Source organism: Oceanobacillus sp. CFH 90083 (assembly GCF_009389585.1).
In the GTDB taxonomy this organism is placed as follows: Bacteria; Bacillota; Bacilli; order Bacillales; family Amphibacillaceae; genus Oceanobacillus.
In genome coordinates this window covers 1-16793 of sequence record NZ_VIYG01000030.1, presented here as the reverse complement: position 1 = coordinate 16793, position 16793 = coordinate 1, and the positions used below count along the sequence as shown (strand labels likewise).

The window sequence follows — 16793 nt, the reverse complement described above, 5'->3', positions numbered from 1 at the left end:
TTGCTTCGTGAATTGGTTCCGCTTTTAAGCGTTTCATTTTTTCCCTGCAATCCCCCTTTTTTACTTAAGCATTTCAATGCCTTTTGCTGCCTGCCGCTCTTTTTCTTCTAAGCTATCCAGTGCTGCCTCGCTTAATGCAAGATGCTGATTGACGACATCTTGATAAGATGTCATTACTTGCTGCCACTCGGCAGCGATGTTTTGCATTTTTTCTGCCATCTCCATCGCTTTCTGTGCATCTATCGGCTGACTTTCCAGGGCTTCTATCTGATTGACAGCCGCTGTAATCTGCCGGTGTTTTCCTTCTACAGCTGGACGGTTCAGCTTTATTTCCCCCATCATTCCTCCTCCACTTCTCTGTATAGTTTCATTTAAAAGACTGGAATACACTATAAATTTTTCTTGTTTTCCAATATAATAGATTCAATTTATAAATTCCATTTTTTTCTGATAAAAGAAAATAATCAAAGGATGGGGGTTATCTAATGGATTCTGCACTTCANGCGTTTCATAGATAATCAAGGGAAATTACAGCGTTTAGAAAAGGCTTTAATGGAATTAACAGAAACAAAAACGGCATTGGACACTATGAAAAGTGCTTATCTACAGCCCGAATTTACTTCAGAAACATTCGCAGGAAAAAACAGCAATCAGTTGAATGATTTCCGGCATGATACTTTAGCAGACAGCTTTAAACAGTTGACGGAAACCCAGATGGAGCAAAACATAGAGGTTATCCAGCGGCAAATCACGATCTATCAGGGAGAGATCAGCAATATAGAGACCACTATTTCTTCTTTGGAAATGCAACAAAAAGAGCTTAGAATAGAGAGGGAACAGAAATTGGCCAATAAATAACGCACGACTATGAATAATTAGAGCTGTAATGATTTTCTGTCCAGGACATATGTTTAACAAAACCACATGACGGGATGCTGATAAAATGATGAAAAGGTTGCTTTGTCTTTGTATAGTTCTTTTGTTAACCGCTTGCAATTCCTCTACTTCTGAGGAAAATCCTCCTTCTGTCAATATCAAACCTCCGGACACTGCATCCAAAGAAACCGTACAGTCAGGTTTAAATCGGCTTGGATTTAAAGCGCTGTCCGGATTAGACAAGAATGAGAATGGCAATTTATTTATCTCTCCTATCAGTATTTGGACAGCATTGAATATGACCTATCATGGTGCTGACGGAGAGACAAAAGCAGAAATGGTGGAAGCTCTTGGAATAGAAAATATGGATTCGGATGCCTTACTTTCTGCCAATCATGCACTATTGACACAGCAGACAGAAGACAATCAAGAGCTCGAGCTTTATCTTGCAAATGCAGTCTGGTTCAGAGAGGACATGGAAATTGACTCTACTTATCAGGAAACGCTGGAGACGTATTATCTTGCTCAGATAGAACCTTTGACAACAGCTGATGCCATCAATGATTGGGTTGCTGAACAGACAAATGACCGGATTGATCAGATGATGGATGAAATTGACCCTGATCTGGTGCTGTTCTTGCTTAATGCTGTTTATTTTCAAGGGAATTGGACACATCCCTTTAATAAAAATTTAACGGAAGAGAAGGCATTTCATTTTACAGACGGCTCTGTCATAGAAACACCGACAATGGTATTGTACGAGGAAGACTTGCATTATTGGGAAGACGATGATGTTCAAGCTGTTTCTCTGCCTTATGAAGAGGAAGAAAAGATACAAATGCAGATTTTCCTCCCAAGCGAGGACACCAGCTTTTCCGATTTCCGGGAAGACTTTTCTTTAGAAAAATGGCAGGAAGGTACAGATGCGATGGAGAAACAAACTGGAACCGTATTACTTCCCTCCTTCACGCTGGAATATGAATCGGAACTAAATGATTTTTTTATTGACCTCGGTATGGAGCAGGCATTTGATCCTGATCAGGCGGATTTTTCCAATCTGTTTGAGGGAACAGAAAATCCAGGCGCTTATATCAGCAGCATTTTTCACAAAACATTCATCGATGTAAATGAGGAAGATACAGAAGCAGCAGGGGCAACCTCTGTGGATGTAGCGGTTACTTCAGCTCCGTTGGAAGAAACGTTTACAATGGCGATTAACCGTCCGTTTCTGTTTACCATTACGAATACAGAAGAGGATATTATTTTGTTTATGGGAAGTATTGAGCAGCCAGTACACAAAAATGAATAAGGAACTGTCCATTCACCTGATCTGTTTGATTCAAGGGAATGGACAGTTTTATTTTGTTTATTACCTCTTTACATTTCATAAACGGTTTATTTCACGAAATTTTCGTTCCATTCGTCACTTGCTCATCCGGACGAAGCAAAACGACATCGCCCTCCTCCTCTACTCCGCCAACAACAAGTACCTCCGATTTAAAACCGGCAATTCTACGGGGCGGAAAATTAACGACAGCGACAACCTGACGTCCTATCAAATCCTCCGGTGTATAGCGTTTGGTAATTTGTGCAGAGGATTGTTTCTCACCAATCTCTTCTCCAAAATCAATCCTTAACTTCATTGCAGGAACACGCGCTTTTGCAAGCGGCTCTGCATGTAATACGGTACCTACACGTAAATCAAGCTTCATAAAATCATCAAACGTTGCCATCCTATCTGCCCTCCTTATGTAATAATTTTCAAATTATTTTTATCATCTCTATCTTAGTAGATATGCATACCTAAAGGCAACTAATAACCTTAAGGTGAAACACATGATCCTCTATAAAAAATGCTGGCTGGAGATGTAAAAATCACACTCGAAACTCTAACACTCGATTTCAATTGCTAAGATTTCATCTAATAATCGTATGTTATAACGTAGTTGACATCAAGAAATTCTCACAATAAAATATAACTAATTAGTTAGTTATATAAATAAAAGGAGAGATATCATGCCGAAACGAAAAGGTGAAATCAGTAAAGAAAAAATAATTTCTTCTGCTGAATACTTGTTTGCTGCTAATGGTTATCACGGAACAACTGTTAATCAGATTGTCGGTGAAGCCGGTCTGACACAAGCAGCATTCTATCTTTATTTTAAAAGTAAAGAAGAGATACTTAATGAAATATTTCTTAACTTTGAGAAACAACTGGATCAATTTGTAGAAACAGGGCGGCAGCTTAGTCCGAATAATTTTTCTGAAGTGGAAAAACACTTAACACAAACTTATATAGGTTTGTTTCAATTGTTCCGTGCTAATCAAAACGTCATCAAAATTGTATTTAATGAAGGAGAGAAAGGAGAGAAATTACGCAGAAAAATGGTGAACCAGATTCATGTAAATATGAAGCAAAACCAATCGCTTGGAATTTTAAAGTCTGAAATTAATACAGAGGTTTTTGCAGAATTATTAGTTGCAGCTATTGAACGCATTGCAATACGCTATGGAATAAATGAAAGCTATTCATCTGAATATTTAGGGCATTCTCTGAGAAATATCCTCTTCCAGGGTGTATTAATTAAAAACGATCATATTTGAAAAAAGAGCAAAATTGATTTTTCAGCAAAATATTATACATTTTATTGTTGAGGTGAATGATGTCTACAATATTTTTACGGAAAAGACATTTACATATAAAGTTCCTGCTTCATATTACCATCGCTGTCATAGGAATGATTAGTGTGCCATTACATATACTTTTTTCTCCCAATCCAAGTATATCTATTACAAAATTCACCATTCATTCTAACATCATTGTTATCATTGTATTTATCGTCAGTGCTTTTATTCTTTTAACAAAGAAAAAAGAAAACCGGATATTAGACTTATGTAAAAATGCAGCACTTATATATATGATTGTTGTTTTAACAACTTACCACTTTATCCTTTCCAGTGGCGGAGAATACAGTGGAATTCGGATTATGACAAATTTCACTTTACACTACTTCATTCCAATGCTGATTCTACTAAACTGGATCATATTTGAAGAGAAAAAATGGTATAGCTTCAAAACAATCGCTTTTTGGTTAGCTTTTCCGATAATTTATGGTGCCATATCATTACTCAGAGGGATGTATGATGGTTTTTATCCTTATTTCTTCCTGAATCCAAATAGCCCTATCCCAGATGGAGTTGGCAGCTATCTAAATGTTAGTTTTGTTATAGCAGGGTTCACTTTTGTCTATTGCACGATCGGTTTTCTGCTAATCATCATCAATAGAGGTATTCTTCGGCTTCAACGTACAAAGCAGCTGCGAGGGTCGAAAAGATAATATGTCAGGCATGAAATAAGTGTATATAAGAAAACCATCTATCCTATTTTTGATTCCCCACAATAAACAGGACAGCTATTTTTTCAAGTTTATCCTATCGAAACTTTTTATCCAATCAATCGTATATAAACTATCTAATCATAACCCGGATAAACATTTTCCAGCACACACGGAGGGGGATCTCATGCTACAGGTACATATCGATGCAGCTGGCTACCAGCAAAAAGAGCTTTACTTAAAAGAAATTGATTTCACCATCTATCCCGGCGAAATCGTCGGTCTGATAAAAAATTCTCCCTGACTGGCAAAGAGCATGAGCTGCCAATCCATTTTTCCAAAGGCATGCGGCAAAAAACATTGATTTGCCTCAGCTTTATGACACAGGCTGATATCTATATCATTGATGAACCCTTTATCGGCTTAGATCCAATCGCAACAAAGCACCTGCTTACCCTGCTGCATGCTGCATCAAGAGAAAGAGCGTGGAGCAGCTTTATTAATGTCTACACATGTACTTGATTCTGCTGAAAAGCTATGTGACCGTTTTATTCTTTTAAATGAGGGACAGACTATTTTTCAAGGGGCATTACAAAAATTACAGGAAGAAACCAATCAGCCTGGTGGTACTTCTCTATTAGACTGTTTTTATGCGTTATTAGAGGAGGATGCGTCATGAATGGACCTGCACGCACGCTGTTCTTTAAACGGCTCCAGTCAGATTATCAAAATGGATGGGGGGCCGGCAAGCTGGTACTGGATTGGACATTATTTATCTATTTATTAATTCCCGGGATTGCCATTGGAGCATTTTTCTATATGGAATGGCTGCAGGATATCCCCTTTATTTTAGGTTTAATCGGCTGGTACGGCTGGATGATCCTATTGGCGATAAGCCTTTTCTTCCATAATATCAAGTTATTCACCTATCCGGCTGATCAGCTTTTTTTAAGCAGAAATATTCCCTTATTACGGCGCATATCTCAATATGGAATTATCTATTCCATCAGTATTGTATTACTTATTGCAACACTATTATTTTTAGTGGCTGCACCTTTTCTAAGCAAATTATTCTCGTTGGCCTTACTTTCATCAGCATATCTGTGGCTCTACTATCTCACTGGTGTGTGCCTGATGACAGTGTGGAAAAAATATGCACAACTTCATATCCCGTCTCTTCTTTTACGCACGATATCTTACATGATATTTTTTGTGTTGTGGATAAGTTTAGCGCTGATAATCATAACCCATTTTCACCTGTGGATATTGTGGATAATGATTAGTTTTGCAGGTATTATCATTATTGCAAAAAAACTCGCTTATAACGGAGCCCATTTTTTAAAAATTGCCGCAATGGACGAACAGGCAAGGGGTAAATGGGGGAACCTGTTATTTACTAATGTCAGGCAGCAGGGGTACAAACTGCCTTCCCCAAAACCGATATGGCTCTGGAAAAACTCACAGGTTATGTTTCAAAAGCAAAGCAGTGAGATGATATTCACCGATGCCTATTTTAAATCTTTCTTTCGCAATTTACCGGTGCTGATGCCGCTTGTTCAGCTTACAGCACTTCTAATTGCAGTGCTGATTTTATCTGCACCGTATTGGACAGGCTATCTATTTTGGCTCGCTTCTATCTATATCATTGTCGATATTACCAAAACAGGCTGGCTGGGCTTCTGGTTTAATTCCTTTATCGAACTTTTCCCATGGAGGGAATCAATGCTGTGAAGCTCCCTCGAGACAAGTGTGCTGCGCTTAAGCTCACCCATTCTTTTGGTTATCGGACTTCTCTTTGGATACTTGAAATTTGGACTATTAGGCATGCTGATTTTCTCTATTATCAGTGTACTGCTGGGAATAGGACTGATTTATTGGCATATTCGTTATGTACCCGTTAAAAAGGGGACAACTGCCGAATAATTTGGCAGTTTCCTCTGATTTGCAGTAAGCTTAGGTCAAGTAATATTTAATGTGAATGGAGATTACCTACATGCAAAGAATATTAATTGTTGATGATGATACCTATATTTTAAACCTTGTCCGCATGCAGCTGGAAAAAGAAGGATTCCTCATTTCCGAAGCAAAGGATGGTACCGACGCTTTATCCCTCTTAAAAAAGAAAACCTGTGCCTTAGCAGTAGTTGATGTCATGATGCCGTTTATGGATGGCTTTCAGCTGACCAAACAAATTCGCAAACAATATGATATACCGATCATTTTGCTCACAGCCAAAGGACAAATTGAGGATAAAGAGGAAGGCTTTCGGGCGGGAACAGATGATTATGTAGTGAAGCCATTTGAACCAAGGGAACTCAGCTTCCGTATTCATGCATTATTACGCCGATACAGTCAACAAGAGATAAATCACTTGCTCCGCTTCGGAGATACTACTATTGATTTAAACAGCTATGAGGTGACAATTGGGGATAAAACCCTTTTGCTGCCTTTAAAGGAATTTGAATTACTAACCTTATTGGCGACTTATCCACAGCAAGTTTTTTCCCGGCCACAGCTGATCGAAAAGGTATGGGGGATAGATTATGAAGGAGATGAGCGGACTGTCGATGTGCATATCAAACGATTAAGACAGCGTTTTGCTTCTCTGACAAATGCCATTTCTATTAAAACCGTCCGTGGAGTTGGATATTGTCTGGAGCCGGGAGAGCAATGATAAGATCCCTTTATGTTAAATTCGCAGCTGTCACTATCGGCATTATGCTGCTTAGCGGTGTTATTGCCTTTTTTATATCGAATACCTATTATCAGCATTCTCTCAAGCCCCAAAATGATGAGAAAAATACGGCTATTGCTTTACAAATGGCTGCTTTTATTGAAAATAACCCTGATATATCAATAAATGACTACTTAACCAATATGGCAGATGCCGGTTATCAACTGTACCTTGTGGATAACAACGGGAAGGATCAATTTTTTGGTGCCGCCTTTCGTGAAAATAATTTAGACATTGCTGTTGCGGAAAATGTGTTGAACGGAGAAATTTACCACGGCATGCTGCATTTCCCACAAGAGACCTTTGTAACAGGTTTCTTTACCAATGAATTAAAAAATTCCATTGGTGTTCCGCTTACGTATCAGGGAGAAACCTATGCATTGTTTATCCGGCCGGATATTAAGCTTTTATTTAATGAAATGCATTTATTATTTGGGGTTCTGTTTATATTAACAATTATATTAAGTATTTTATTTGTTCTTCTAAGCACAAATTATCTTGTCAAGCCTATTTCCCGGCTTAGCAATGCAACAAAGCAGCTGGCTAAAGGAAATTTTCAAGTGAATACTTTACATACGAAGCGAAAAGATGAGCTGGGAGAGTTATCCACAAGCTTCACGCGAATGGCTAAACAAATTGAGCAAAATGAGCAGGTTCGCAAGGAATTTGTTTCCAATATTTCACATGATATTCAATCGCCATTATCTAATATTAAGGGGTATACGAATTTATTGGAGGGGAAAGAGTTAACACAAACAGATAAACAGCACTATATTTCGATTATCAATGAAGAAACCGAACGATTATCCACCATGACGGATCAACTGCTGCTGCTTGCTTCGCTTGATCATGAACAGCATCTTGTGAAAAAGAAGCACTTTAACGTCAGCAAGCAATTAAAGAATGTATTGAAAAGCTACCAATGGCGGATTCATGAAAAAGAAATCGTGCTAAGCTACACACTCCCTGATTTGGAAATTTACGGTGATCCCTCTTTGTTAAACACAGTCTGGGATAATCTGCTTTCCAATGCATTAAAATATAATCAGCCGGGCGGCAGTATTGATATTCAGCTTGCTTACGAAAATGACAAGTGTTCGATTTCTCTTATAGATACAGGAATTGGCATATCTGACAAGGATTCAGAGCGTATTTTTGACCGGTTTTATCGGGCAGATGCTTCTCGTACAAGGAGTGTAAAAGGAACAGGGCTGGGCTTGTCTATCGTAGCAACGATTGTAGAATTACATGGTGGCACAGTTACCGCCCGACCTGCTGAAGCAGCCGGAACTATTTTCACTGTTACATTACCAATTTCTGAGGAAGTATTTACATCGTGAAACGCTCTTTGATAGCCAATCATTCATTCCACAGCTTACATTAGGGAAAAAGGCTCTATGTTCAGCAAATTTCCGAATTAGATCTAGAGAGTCAAGACGATATAACTTTTTCAACATCTTCTCTAATTAAATTTTCTAATCATATTTCTCCTTGTTCACACAGCGTTCATATTTATTTATTAATATGATGTAAAAGAAATAAGGAGGACATTCTTATGATAAAAGATCCAAGTCGTTTATTATTAATTCTGGCAGGATGCTTCGGTCTCATCGGCGCTGTTCTGGGTGCACATATGGCCGGCTCAGGCTCTTATGCATTCCGCCCTGTTCATGCACACAGTTTAGTTGTTGGATGGCTTTCCCTGTTTGCCTGGGCTGTTTTCTATAAAGTCTTTTCTCCTAAGCCATCTCTATTAACAAGCATCCATGTATGGAGCGCAGCCATTGGCTCTATTGGTTTGACTTTGGGTATGTGGCTATATATGGTGCAGCCGTTCGAACTGCCACAGGCACTTACCCTTATTCTTTATATTGGCGGCGGGATTACGCTGTTGATCAGTTTTGTCTGCTTTTTCATTCTTACCCTTTTCACTAAAACCAGTGAATAATTCATGAAAAGAACCTGCTTTCCTCTCAAACGAGGTCAAGCAGGTTCTTTTCATGTTAATAAAGTTAAGTTTATTTATTCAATTGCAACAAATCGTCACCTTCAGCAATTTCTTTCTGATCTACTGCAGATACTTCTGCATAATCGCCGGTATTGGTTATAATGACCATTACGGTTGGATCATAACCTGCCTCTTTAATCAAATCTATATCAAAGGTTCCTAAAACATCCCCTTTTTTAACCTGCTGTTCCTGACTTACTTCAGGAACAAAGCCTTTCCCACTCAAGTTTACGGTATCAATACCAATATGAATCAAAATTTCAGCTCCTTGATCGGTACGAATGCCAAAAGCATGTCCGGAATCATAAGTGACTGTAATTGTCCCATCTGCCGGAGCTGCAATTTGCTCATTTTCCGGATAAATTGCTATCCCTTTCCCCATCATCTCCGAAGAAAATACCTGGTCATTCACATCCTGCAACGGAATAAGTTTTCCAGTAAGCGGAGAGCTGATTATCACCTTATCCGCTTTGGCAGATGGAGCTGCTGCATTTGTTTCATTGACTGGTTCTTCCAGGCTTTGATCATTTTCTGAAACAGCTAATTTACGCTTCCCATAGATAAAGGTTAACGTAAAGGCAATGACCATACTGATGACTATACCAACCAGAAATATTGGAATCGAGTCAGGTGCAATGGAAATGAAACCAATTACACTTGCCGGCCCCATTGCCACTGCGAGTACATGGAAGAAACCGATAAATGCAGAGGCAATTCCAGCCCCGATCATCCCGCAGATAAACGGGAATTTCAGTTTTAAGTTCACACCAAAAATCGCCGGTTCTGTAATGCCAAGCATGGCAGAGACACTTGCAGAAGATGCCAGACCTTTTTGCTTTTGATTTTTTGTAACAAAGAAAATCGCCAGACATGCCGCACCCTGTGCTACGTTTGCCATGGAAGCAACCGGGAAGATAAAAGACCCGCCCGTTGCAGCTATATCGGCAAGCAGCATCGTTTCAATGGCTGGGAAGCTTTGATGCAGTCCGGTAATAACAATGGCAGAATAGAACGTACCAAATATGCCTAAGCCGAATCCTCCCGTTGTCTGGTATAGCCAAACAAGGCTGTCTGTTAACCCGTCTGATAAGGAGCGCATCATTGGACCTACAAAAATAAACGTTAAAAATCCGGTAATAATTACTGCAAACATAGGTGTAAACGTGAAATCGAATGCATTAGCAAGCCGCTTGTGAAAGAATTTCTCTATGTTAGCTAAAATCCATGATACGGCCAATACTGGCAATACAGACCCTTGATAACCTGCCTGTGCCACATCCAATCCAAAAATATTCCAGTAGCTCATTGTACCGTCTTCAATTGCATTTGCGACTGCATAGCCATTAACTAAGTCAGGCATAACCATTGCCATCGCCATGGCAGCACCTAAGTATGGATTACCGCCAAATCGTTTCGTAGCGGAGTAACCAATCAGAATCGGTAAAAAAGCAAACGGTGCAGAAGACAGCAGGTTAATAATACCAGCTACATCCTCTATAGCAGGAAACATTTCTACAACAGACTTTGGACCGAATAAATCCGGTGATGTTAACACATTATTTAAAGCCATCAATAAACCGCCGGCTACTAACGCCGGAATAATCGGAACGAAAATATCCGACAGTAATTTAATAAATGCCATAATCGGATTGGGCTTTTTCTCTCCTTCCGATATCGCTTTCAAATCATCCTTAGAAACCTCTTGAATCCCTGTCGCATCCGTTAATTCTTTATAAACCTTATTGACATCACCGGGTCCGATAATAATTTGAAATTGACCGTTCTGTTTAAAGGTTCCTTTAATATCCGGGTGATTATCTAATCCTTGCTGGTCAATATTTTTATCATCTTTTAAAACCAGACGTAAACGAGTGGCACAGTGAGCAGCAGCCTGTATATTATCTTCGCCAAGCATCTTCAGGATATCTTCTGCAACCTGCTTGTGATCCATGATGAAGTCCTCCCTTGTAATCGTTTTTTACATCATACAAATAAAAACATAATGTGTCAATCGATTATCATAGTTTTAATTTAAATTTCATAAATTCACATTTTATCAATATATCTTCTATGTTATTCGTTTGACATATTGTTTATTTTTGCATATGTTTTATATAAGGAATTTCATGAATATAGAGGAGCTGAGCACGTATGAAATTAATAACAGAATGGACAACACCTTTACGTTATAAACCTTATCATCAATGGTCAAAAGCCTATCAGGATAGGCTTGCTTCCATCATTCAAAAATCAGACTGGAAACAGGCGTTTCACATTCAGCCGAAGACAGGTCTATTAAATGATCCCAATGGCTTCTCCTTCTATAATGGAAAGTGGCATTTATTTTATCAGGCTTATCCATTCGGACCTGTGCATGGCGTGAAGTCCTGGTATCATATGGTATCGGATAACTTAGTTGATTGGGAGCAGCTTGATTATGCTTTATTACCTGATTCTCCCTATGATAGTCATGGCGTCTATTCAGGTTCTGCAATTACGGTGGAAGACAAGCTGTTTCTGATGTACACAGGAAATGTACGAAATGAGAAATGGGAGCGCCACTCCTATCAGCTCGGAGCCTGGATGGATTCAGAAATGCAAATAGAAAAGATGACGGAGCCATTAATAGAGAACCCTCCAAAAGGATATACCCATGAATTTCGTGATCCACAGGTATTTCGTGATCAGGATCAATATCTGATGGCAATTGGAGCGCAAACAGAAAAGGAAAAAGGCGCTGTATTAGTTTATCAAAGCAGCCAGCTGACAGATTGGGAATTGCTTGGCGAGCTGGATTACACCACGGAAGAAATGGGATTTATGGTGGAATGCCCCAATCTAGTCTTTGTGGATAATCAGCCAGTACTGCTGTTTTGTCCACAGGGGCTTGATAAAAGGATTACACCTTATCAAAATATATATCCTAATATGTACATCATTGGTTCATCGTTTAATAAAGAAGCGGTTGCTATCGAGAATGCTTCCGATTTAGTAAATCTGGATGAAGGCTTTGATATTTATGCGACACAGGCTTTTCATGCGCCGGATGGCCGTGTCCTGAGTGTCGGCTGGATCGGACTGCCGGAAATCGATTATCCGAGTTTTGAAGAAGGCTGGGCGCATTGTCTCAGTATAGTGAAAGAATTATCAGTCAAAGATCAGCATTTGTATCAAAAACCGGTTGCAGAAATACAGGAATTACGTCAGAATCACGAAGTATTGCAAGGGGTTGTACAAGAATCGGATATCTTATTAACCTCTCCGGGCAGAAATGTTTACGAATTAAAGCTTGAATTAGATGCCAGTACATCAGGTTCATTATATTTATTTGCTGATAAGCAGAACAAAGAAGGACTGAAGCTCTCCTTCGATGCAAAACATGATACAATAAGCATGGATCGCAGTAAGGCGGGTATCCCTTTTGGAGAATCCTATGGTTCCATCAGAACGGCTGCATTAAAAAGACAGGAGAAGCTGTCATTGCATATTTTTGTTGATCGTTCTGTCTGTGAAGTTTTTATTAACGATGGCTATTGTGTCATGACCAGCCGTGTCTTTTTAAAAGACCCGCAGCAAACCGCTATTTTTCTTGAAGGATTTGCTGGAGACTATACAGGAGATTTCTGGACCTTACGCGAAATGAACGAGTAATGGGTTAAAGGAGAGAGCATCATGGGAGTTAAATTGACAGATGTGGCGAAAAAAGCAGGTGTTTCAGCAACGACAGTTTCACGGGTAATTAATAATTATGGCTACCTTAGTCAGAAAACCATTGATAAGGTGCACAAAGCGATGGAAGAATTAAATTACCAGCCTAATTCAATGGCCCGCTCGCTGCAAGGAAAAAGTACACAATTGATTGGTCTGATATTCCCTACTGTATCTCATCCTTTTTTTGGAGAATTAGTATCGAAAATGGAGACAAAGCTATTTGAAAAAGGCTATAAAACAATTCTCTGTGACAGCGCCAATAACAAGGAAAAAGAGCGGGACTACCTAAAGATGCTGGCCGCAAATAAAGTAGACGGTATAATTGCCGGAGCTCATAATCTGGGAATCCCAGAATACGAAAATGTAGAATTGCCTATTATTTCATTTGACCGTCATCTGGCAGAGAGAATCCCGATCGTCTCCAGCGACAGCTATCAGGGCGGCCGTCTGGCAACAGAGCATCTATATCAAAGAGGGGGAAGAAGGATCGCGATACTCACGGGTACGAATGAGTCTGATTCGCCGACTAACCAGCGTTTGGAAGGCTATTTGTCTGTCGTAAAAGAGCATCAGCTGGAGCCAATGGTTTATCACTTTCCTTTGGAGCACTCTCCATTTCTAAAAGCAACGGAGATTCGTCAGATTTTGTCCAAAGAGGGCATAGACAGCGTTTTTTGTACAGATGATTTAACAGCCATTTTAGTTATCAATACAGCACGAGAATTAGGACTCGAAATTCCGGGAAATTTAAAAGTTATCGGTTATGACGGAACTGAATTTGTCCAAAATTATCATCCACAGCTGTCGACCGTATTACAGCCAATCGATCAATTTGTCGACCTGTTAATTGATTTGCTCATGAAGCGGATAAATAATCCTGATATAGAGCTGGACAACCTTTATCAATTACCCGTAAAGTTTGTTCAGGGACAAACCAGCTGATCGCTGTTATAAATACACATATTGATAAAATAGCCGAAATTATTCACCTGCACAATGCAAATCTCCAGACTCCAAGCAGGTTGGATAAATCGGCTTTTATTTTTCTCCTGATAAATGACATTATGAGAAAGATATTCAAATCCATTTACTTTGAAACACCATCCTATTTGTAAACGGAAATTCCCTTCCACGGGCACTTTACAGACAACTTTCCATAATAAAAATTTTAATAAAATCTCATTTGAAATTCCCTGTTCATCCTGCGTTCATATTTCTCCTTTAAACTTCTGGATATACCAAAGATTCAGGAGGTTAAAGCAGGATGAACATGGCATGGAAAGAAATAAAGAAAAACAAATTACGTTATACCATATTAGGCTCGATTGTTTTCCTGATCAGCTTATTAACATTTATTATATCTGGCTTGGCAAATGGGCTCTCGCAGGATAATGCCTCGCTGATTAAAAATTTGCCGAATGGAATATTTTATATGGAAGAGGAAGCAGATGAAACCTACAGCTTCTCCAGCCTCTCAAAGCAACAGCAGCAAGAAATAACTGAAGAAGAGTCTGAAGCAGCTTTTTTCTCGATTCAGATGGGGAATTTTATCGACACATCTGATAAGCAGCGCAGCATTGCTTATGTAGCAGCAGACAGTGCGTATTTCCCGGAGGTTAACCCTGGTGAAGTTATTTTAGATGCATCTCTTGAAGATGAAGGAATAGCGGTTGGGGACGAAATAACGAATGAACAATGGAATCAGTCATTAACCGTAGCAGGATTTGCCGAACATGAAAAATACAGCCACTCTCCTGCCGCATTTATAAATCCAGATGATTTTCAAACATTATTCCATACGGATTCCATGCAAATCGCATTTATTGCTGATTCAGCAATACAAAATGCAGATGACGCACCAATTTTTGAAGGATTACAAGCCTTCTCGAATAATGAATTCTTAAATACTATCCCAAGCTATAATGCGGAACAGATGTCTTTGAATATGATTGTTATTTTTCTGCTCGTTATCAGCGGAATGCTGTTTGCTATCTTCTTCTATATGATTAATGTTCAGAAGCTTGGTATTTACGGTATTTTAAAAGCAATTGGTATGAAAACAGGAGCTTTATTTCAAATGATGTGGGCGCAAATGTTCCTCATCTCAGCCTTTTCACTGATATTATCTATACTAATCAGCCAGGTCTTTCAATCGTTGGCTCCAAGCGGAATGCCTTTTCACTTAACATGGCAGGCAACAGGACTGCTCTCTCTTGTTTTTATCATTATTGGATTTATCGGAGCAACATTATCAGGCATTCAAATTAAACGTGTAGAACCAATGCAGGCTATACAACAAGGAGAGATGTAAAATGAGTTTATTTACGATAAAGCATGTTCGAAAAACATTTGCTCACGGAGAGGTCAAAGAAGAGATATTAAAAGGCATTGATGTCACATTATCAGAAGGGAAAATCACTGCCTTAACAGGTGCTTCCGGGTCAGGTAAAAGTACCTTGCTGACTATTGCAGCCGGGTTGCAGACAGCTTCCGATGGACAGATTTTCTTTGAGCAGCAGGAGCTGACATCTATGCGAAAAGAAGAACTTCGCCAAATTCGGGCAAAGCAGTTTGGTTTTATATTTCAATCCGCACACTTAGTACCCTTTTTAACGGTGGAGGAGCAGCTTGCTCTAATGCTGGAGACCGCCGAATCGTCCCTTTCCAAGCAAGAGCAGAAAAAGGAAATCAGGCAGGTGTTAGAGCTTGTCGATATGTGGAAAAGAAAAGACGCTTACCCCCCTTCTTTATCTGGCGGGGAGAAGCAGCGCGTTGCTGTAGCAAGAGCAATTATTCATAGTCCCAAGGTTCTTTTTGCGGATGAACCCACTGCCAGTCTTGATTCAAAACGTTCTCAGGAAGTGATGAAACTGATTCAGAAGCTTTCCAAAGAGCGGCAAATTACAGTCTTAATGGTCACCCATGACATGGAAATGCTGCCCTTTGTGGATCATGTGATTAAAATGAAGGATGGAATAATTATTAATGATATAACAGCATAAAGATAACGGTAATAAGCTATTTACACACAAAAATAGCTTATTACTTATTTTTTCACACTATACTCTCTGACCACCTTCATCATCTCTTCATCTGTCCAAATTGGTTCAACTTGATTATGCACATCATGAAAGTTTCTTTCAAAAGCTAAATCCACCATTTGCTTCTCTTTTTTATCAATTGCTTCCACAATCAGTTCATGATTATTGAGAATACGTTCAAAATCTTTTTCATTCGTCATCATCCGGTAGCGCATCGACAAGATAATCAGACATTCTAATACAGGCTTTAAATTATTCCACAGCATCATAATATGGTGGTGATTAATCGATTGAATAATTGTTTCATGAAATTCAAGATCCAGGAAGGAAAATTGATCAACATCTTTATATTTAATCGCAATTTTCATCATTTCCAGCATCTTTCTCAGCTCCAGAACCAGTGCATCTGTCTGCATCTTTAAAAGACGCTCAAAGGTAAAGGACTCTACCATCAAGCGAACATCATAAATCTCTTCAATATTTTTCTCGGAGATACCGACAACCACTGCTCCCATCCGCTCTGACCGGACAAGATTTTCATTAGCTAATACACGCAGAGCTTCTCTGACCGGGGAACGGCTGACATCAAATAAAGCTCCTAATTGATTCTCTGAAAGAACTGTTCCCGCCTTCACTTCACGTGAGATAATTCTCATCCTCAGCTCTGCCAGCACCTGCTCTCCTTTTGATTCCTTGCTTAGCTGCTTCTTCGGGTAAAATGTCTCCATGCTGCATATCTCCTTTATCAATCGGTGAATACTTGTATACTAATATAGTGACATAACCTTTATGGTTTGTAAACGTTTGCTGTCAAAAGCACGAATCATTCCATTTTCATCGGTTAAAAGCGGGCAACAGCATAAAGATCCCCTTCCCTTCCTGTCATACTTTACTCTTTTAATCCTTTATATCTCTTAAAATGCAAAAAAACAAATTGCCATAATAGGAATTTAAGGCTATAATTTTCTCATTAAGCTAGTTATTTTAATAGAAAAGAGGAGAATAAATGAGGAAATCGGCACAAATTATTGTATTATTCTTATTTTTATTTGTCGTTTTACCTGGAGCTGCCGGTGCACAAGCAAACA

The 16793-nt window shown here is 39.2% G+C and carries 16 protein-coding genes and 1 pseudogene; 13 read left to right on the top strand and 4 right to left on the bottom strand.

Annotated features, from left to right (window positions below; all coding sequences use genetic code 11):
- Nucleotides 1–60: 60 nt before the first annotated feature.
- Nucleotides 61–339, bottom strand: a complete 279-nt coding sequence (locus tag FLK20_RS21065) for a DUF5344 family protein (protein ID WP_152658563.1) — start codon at nt 337–339, stop codon at nt 61–63.
- A 150-nt stretch (nt 340–489) separates the two neighbouring features.
- On the opposite strand from FLK20_RS21065, the gene FLK20_RS21060 reads away from it, so the two are divergent.
- Both FLK20_RS21060 and FLK20_RS21055 read left to right on the top strand, forming a co-directional pair.
- Complete coding sequence (locus tag FLK20_RS21060) at nt 490–858, top strand: YwqH-like family protein (RefSeq protein WP_152658562.1); 369 nt, start codon at nt 490–492, stop codon at nt 856–858.
- Nucleotides 859–943: 85 nt separating this feature from the next.
- On the top strand, nt 944–2185 hold the full coding sequence (locus FLK20_RS21055; RefSeq protein ID WP_152658561.1) for a serpin family protein: 1242 nt from the start codon (nt 944–946) through the stop codon (nt 2183–2185).
- Nucleotides 2186–2276: 91 nt separating this feature from the next.
- On the opposite strand, the gene csaA is transcribed toward FLK20_RS21055, so the two are convergent.
- On the bottom strand, nt 2277–2609 hold the full coding sequence (csaA, locus tag FLK20_RS21050) for a chaperone CsaA (protein WP_152658560.1): 333 nt from the start codon (nt 2607–2609) through the stop codon (nt 2277–2279).
- Nucleotides 2610–2892: 283 nt separating this feature from the next.
- Here csaA and FLK20_RS21045 point away from each other — a divergent pair, with 283 nt between their 5' ends.
- From FLK20_RS21045 to FLK20_RS21015, 7 genes and pseudogenes are all read left to right on the top strand, one after another.
- Nucleotides 2893–3480 carry a TetR/AcrR family transcriptional regulator gene (locus FLK20_RS21045; protein ID WP_152658559.1) on the top strand — a complete coding sequence of 196 codons (588 nt, stop codon included), beginning with the start codon at nt 2893–2895 and terminating at the stop codon, nt 3478–3480.
- 59 nt (nt 3481–3539) lie between these two features.
- Nucleotides 3540–4214 (top strand): Pr6Pr family membrane protein, encoded by a 675-nt coding sequence (locus FLK20_RS21040; protein WP_152658558.1) that lies wholly within the window; start codon nt 3540–3542, stop codon nt 4212–4214.
- 285 nt (nt 4215–4499) lie between these two features.
- A pseudogene (locus tag FLK20_RS22350) lies at nt 4500–4890 on the top strand (AAA family ATPase); the annotation flags it as partial.
- On the top strand, nt 4887–5942 hold the full coding sequence (locus tag FLK20_RS21030) for an ABC transporter permease (protein ID WP_152658557.1): 1056 nt from the start codon (nt 4887–4889) through the stop codon (nt 5940–5942). The pseudogene FLK20_RS22350 and the gene FLK20_RS21030, both read left to right, overlap by 4 nt.
- A gap of 262 nt (nt 5943–6204) precedes the next feature.
- Nucleotides 6205–6885 (top strand): response regulator transcription factor, encoded by a 681-nt coding sequence (locus FLK20_RS21025; protein WP_152658556.1) that lies wholly within the window; start codon nt 6205–6207, stop codon nt 6883–6885.
- Nucleotides 6882–8285, top strand: coding sequence for a sensor histidine kinase (locus FLK20_RS21020; protein ID WP_370453226.1), 1404 nt, complete (start codon nt 6882–6884; stop codon nt 8283–8285). Before FLK20_RS21025 ends, FLK20_RS21020 begins: the two co-directional genes overlap by 4 nt.
- Before the next feature lie 215 nt (nt 8286–8500).
- Nucleotides 8501–8893, top strand: coding sequence for a hypothetical protein (locus FLK20_RS21015; protein ID WP_152658555.1), 393 nt, complete (start codon nt 8501–8503; stop codon nt 8891–8893).
- A gap of 70 nt (nt 8894–8963) precedes the next feature.
- Here the strand turns inward: FLK20_RS21015 and FLK20_RS21010 are convergent, their stop codons facing one another.
- Entirely contained in the window at nt 8964–10904 is a 1941-nt protein-coding gene (locus FLK20_RS21010; protein WP_152658554.1) for a sucrose-specific PTS transporter subunit IIBC, read from the bottom strand.
- A gap of 200 nt (nt 10905–11104) precedes the next feature.
- On the opposite strand from FLK20_RS21010, the gene FLK20_RS21005 reads away from it, so the two are divergent.
- The 4 genes from FLK20_RS21005 to FLK20_RS20990 all read left to right on the top strand — a co-directional run bounded on the left by FLK20_RS21005 (nt 11105) and on the right by FLK20_RS20990 (nt 15666).
- A complete protein-coding gene (locus FLK20_RS21005) occupies nt 11105–12604 on the top strand; it encodes a sucrose-6-phosphate hydrolase (RefSeq protein ID WP_152658553.1) in 1500 nt (499 codons plus the stop codon).
- 21 nt (nt 12605–12625) lie between these two features.
- Nucleotides 12626–13606, top strand: coding sequence for a LacI family DNA-binding transcriptional regulator (locus FLK20_RS21000; RefSeq protein WP_152658552.1), 981 nt, complete (start codon nt 12626–12628; stop codon nt 13604–13606).
- A gap of 322 nt (nt 13607–13928) precedes the next feature.
- Nucleotides 13929–14975, top strand: coding sequence for an ABC transporter permease (locus FLK20_RS20995; RefSeq protein ID WP_152658551.1), 1047 nt, complete (start codon nt 13929–13931; stop codon nt 14973–14975).
- Nucleotide 14976: 1 nt separating this feature from the next.
- Nucleotides 14977–15666, top strand: a complete 690-nt coding sequence (locus FLK20_RS20990) for an ABC transporter ATP-binding protein (protein ID WP_152658550.1) — start codon at nt 14977–14979, stop codon at nt 15664–15666.
- Nucleotides 15667–15710: 44 nt separating this feature from the next.
- Here FLK20_RS20990 and FLK20_RS20985 read toward each other — a convergent pair whose 3' ends face one another.
- Nucleotides 15711–16433, bottom strand: coding sequence for a GntR family transcriptional regulator (locus tag FLK20_RS20985; RefSeq protein ID WP_152658549.1), 723 nt, complete (start codon nt 16431–16433; stop codon nt 15711–15713).
- Nucleotides 16434–16793 lie beyond the last annotated feature (360 nt).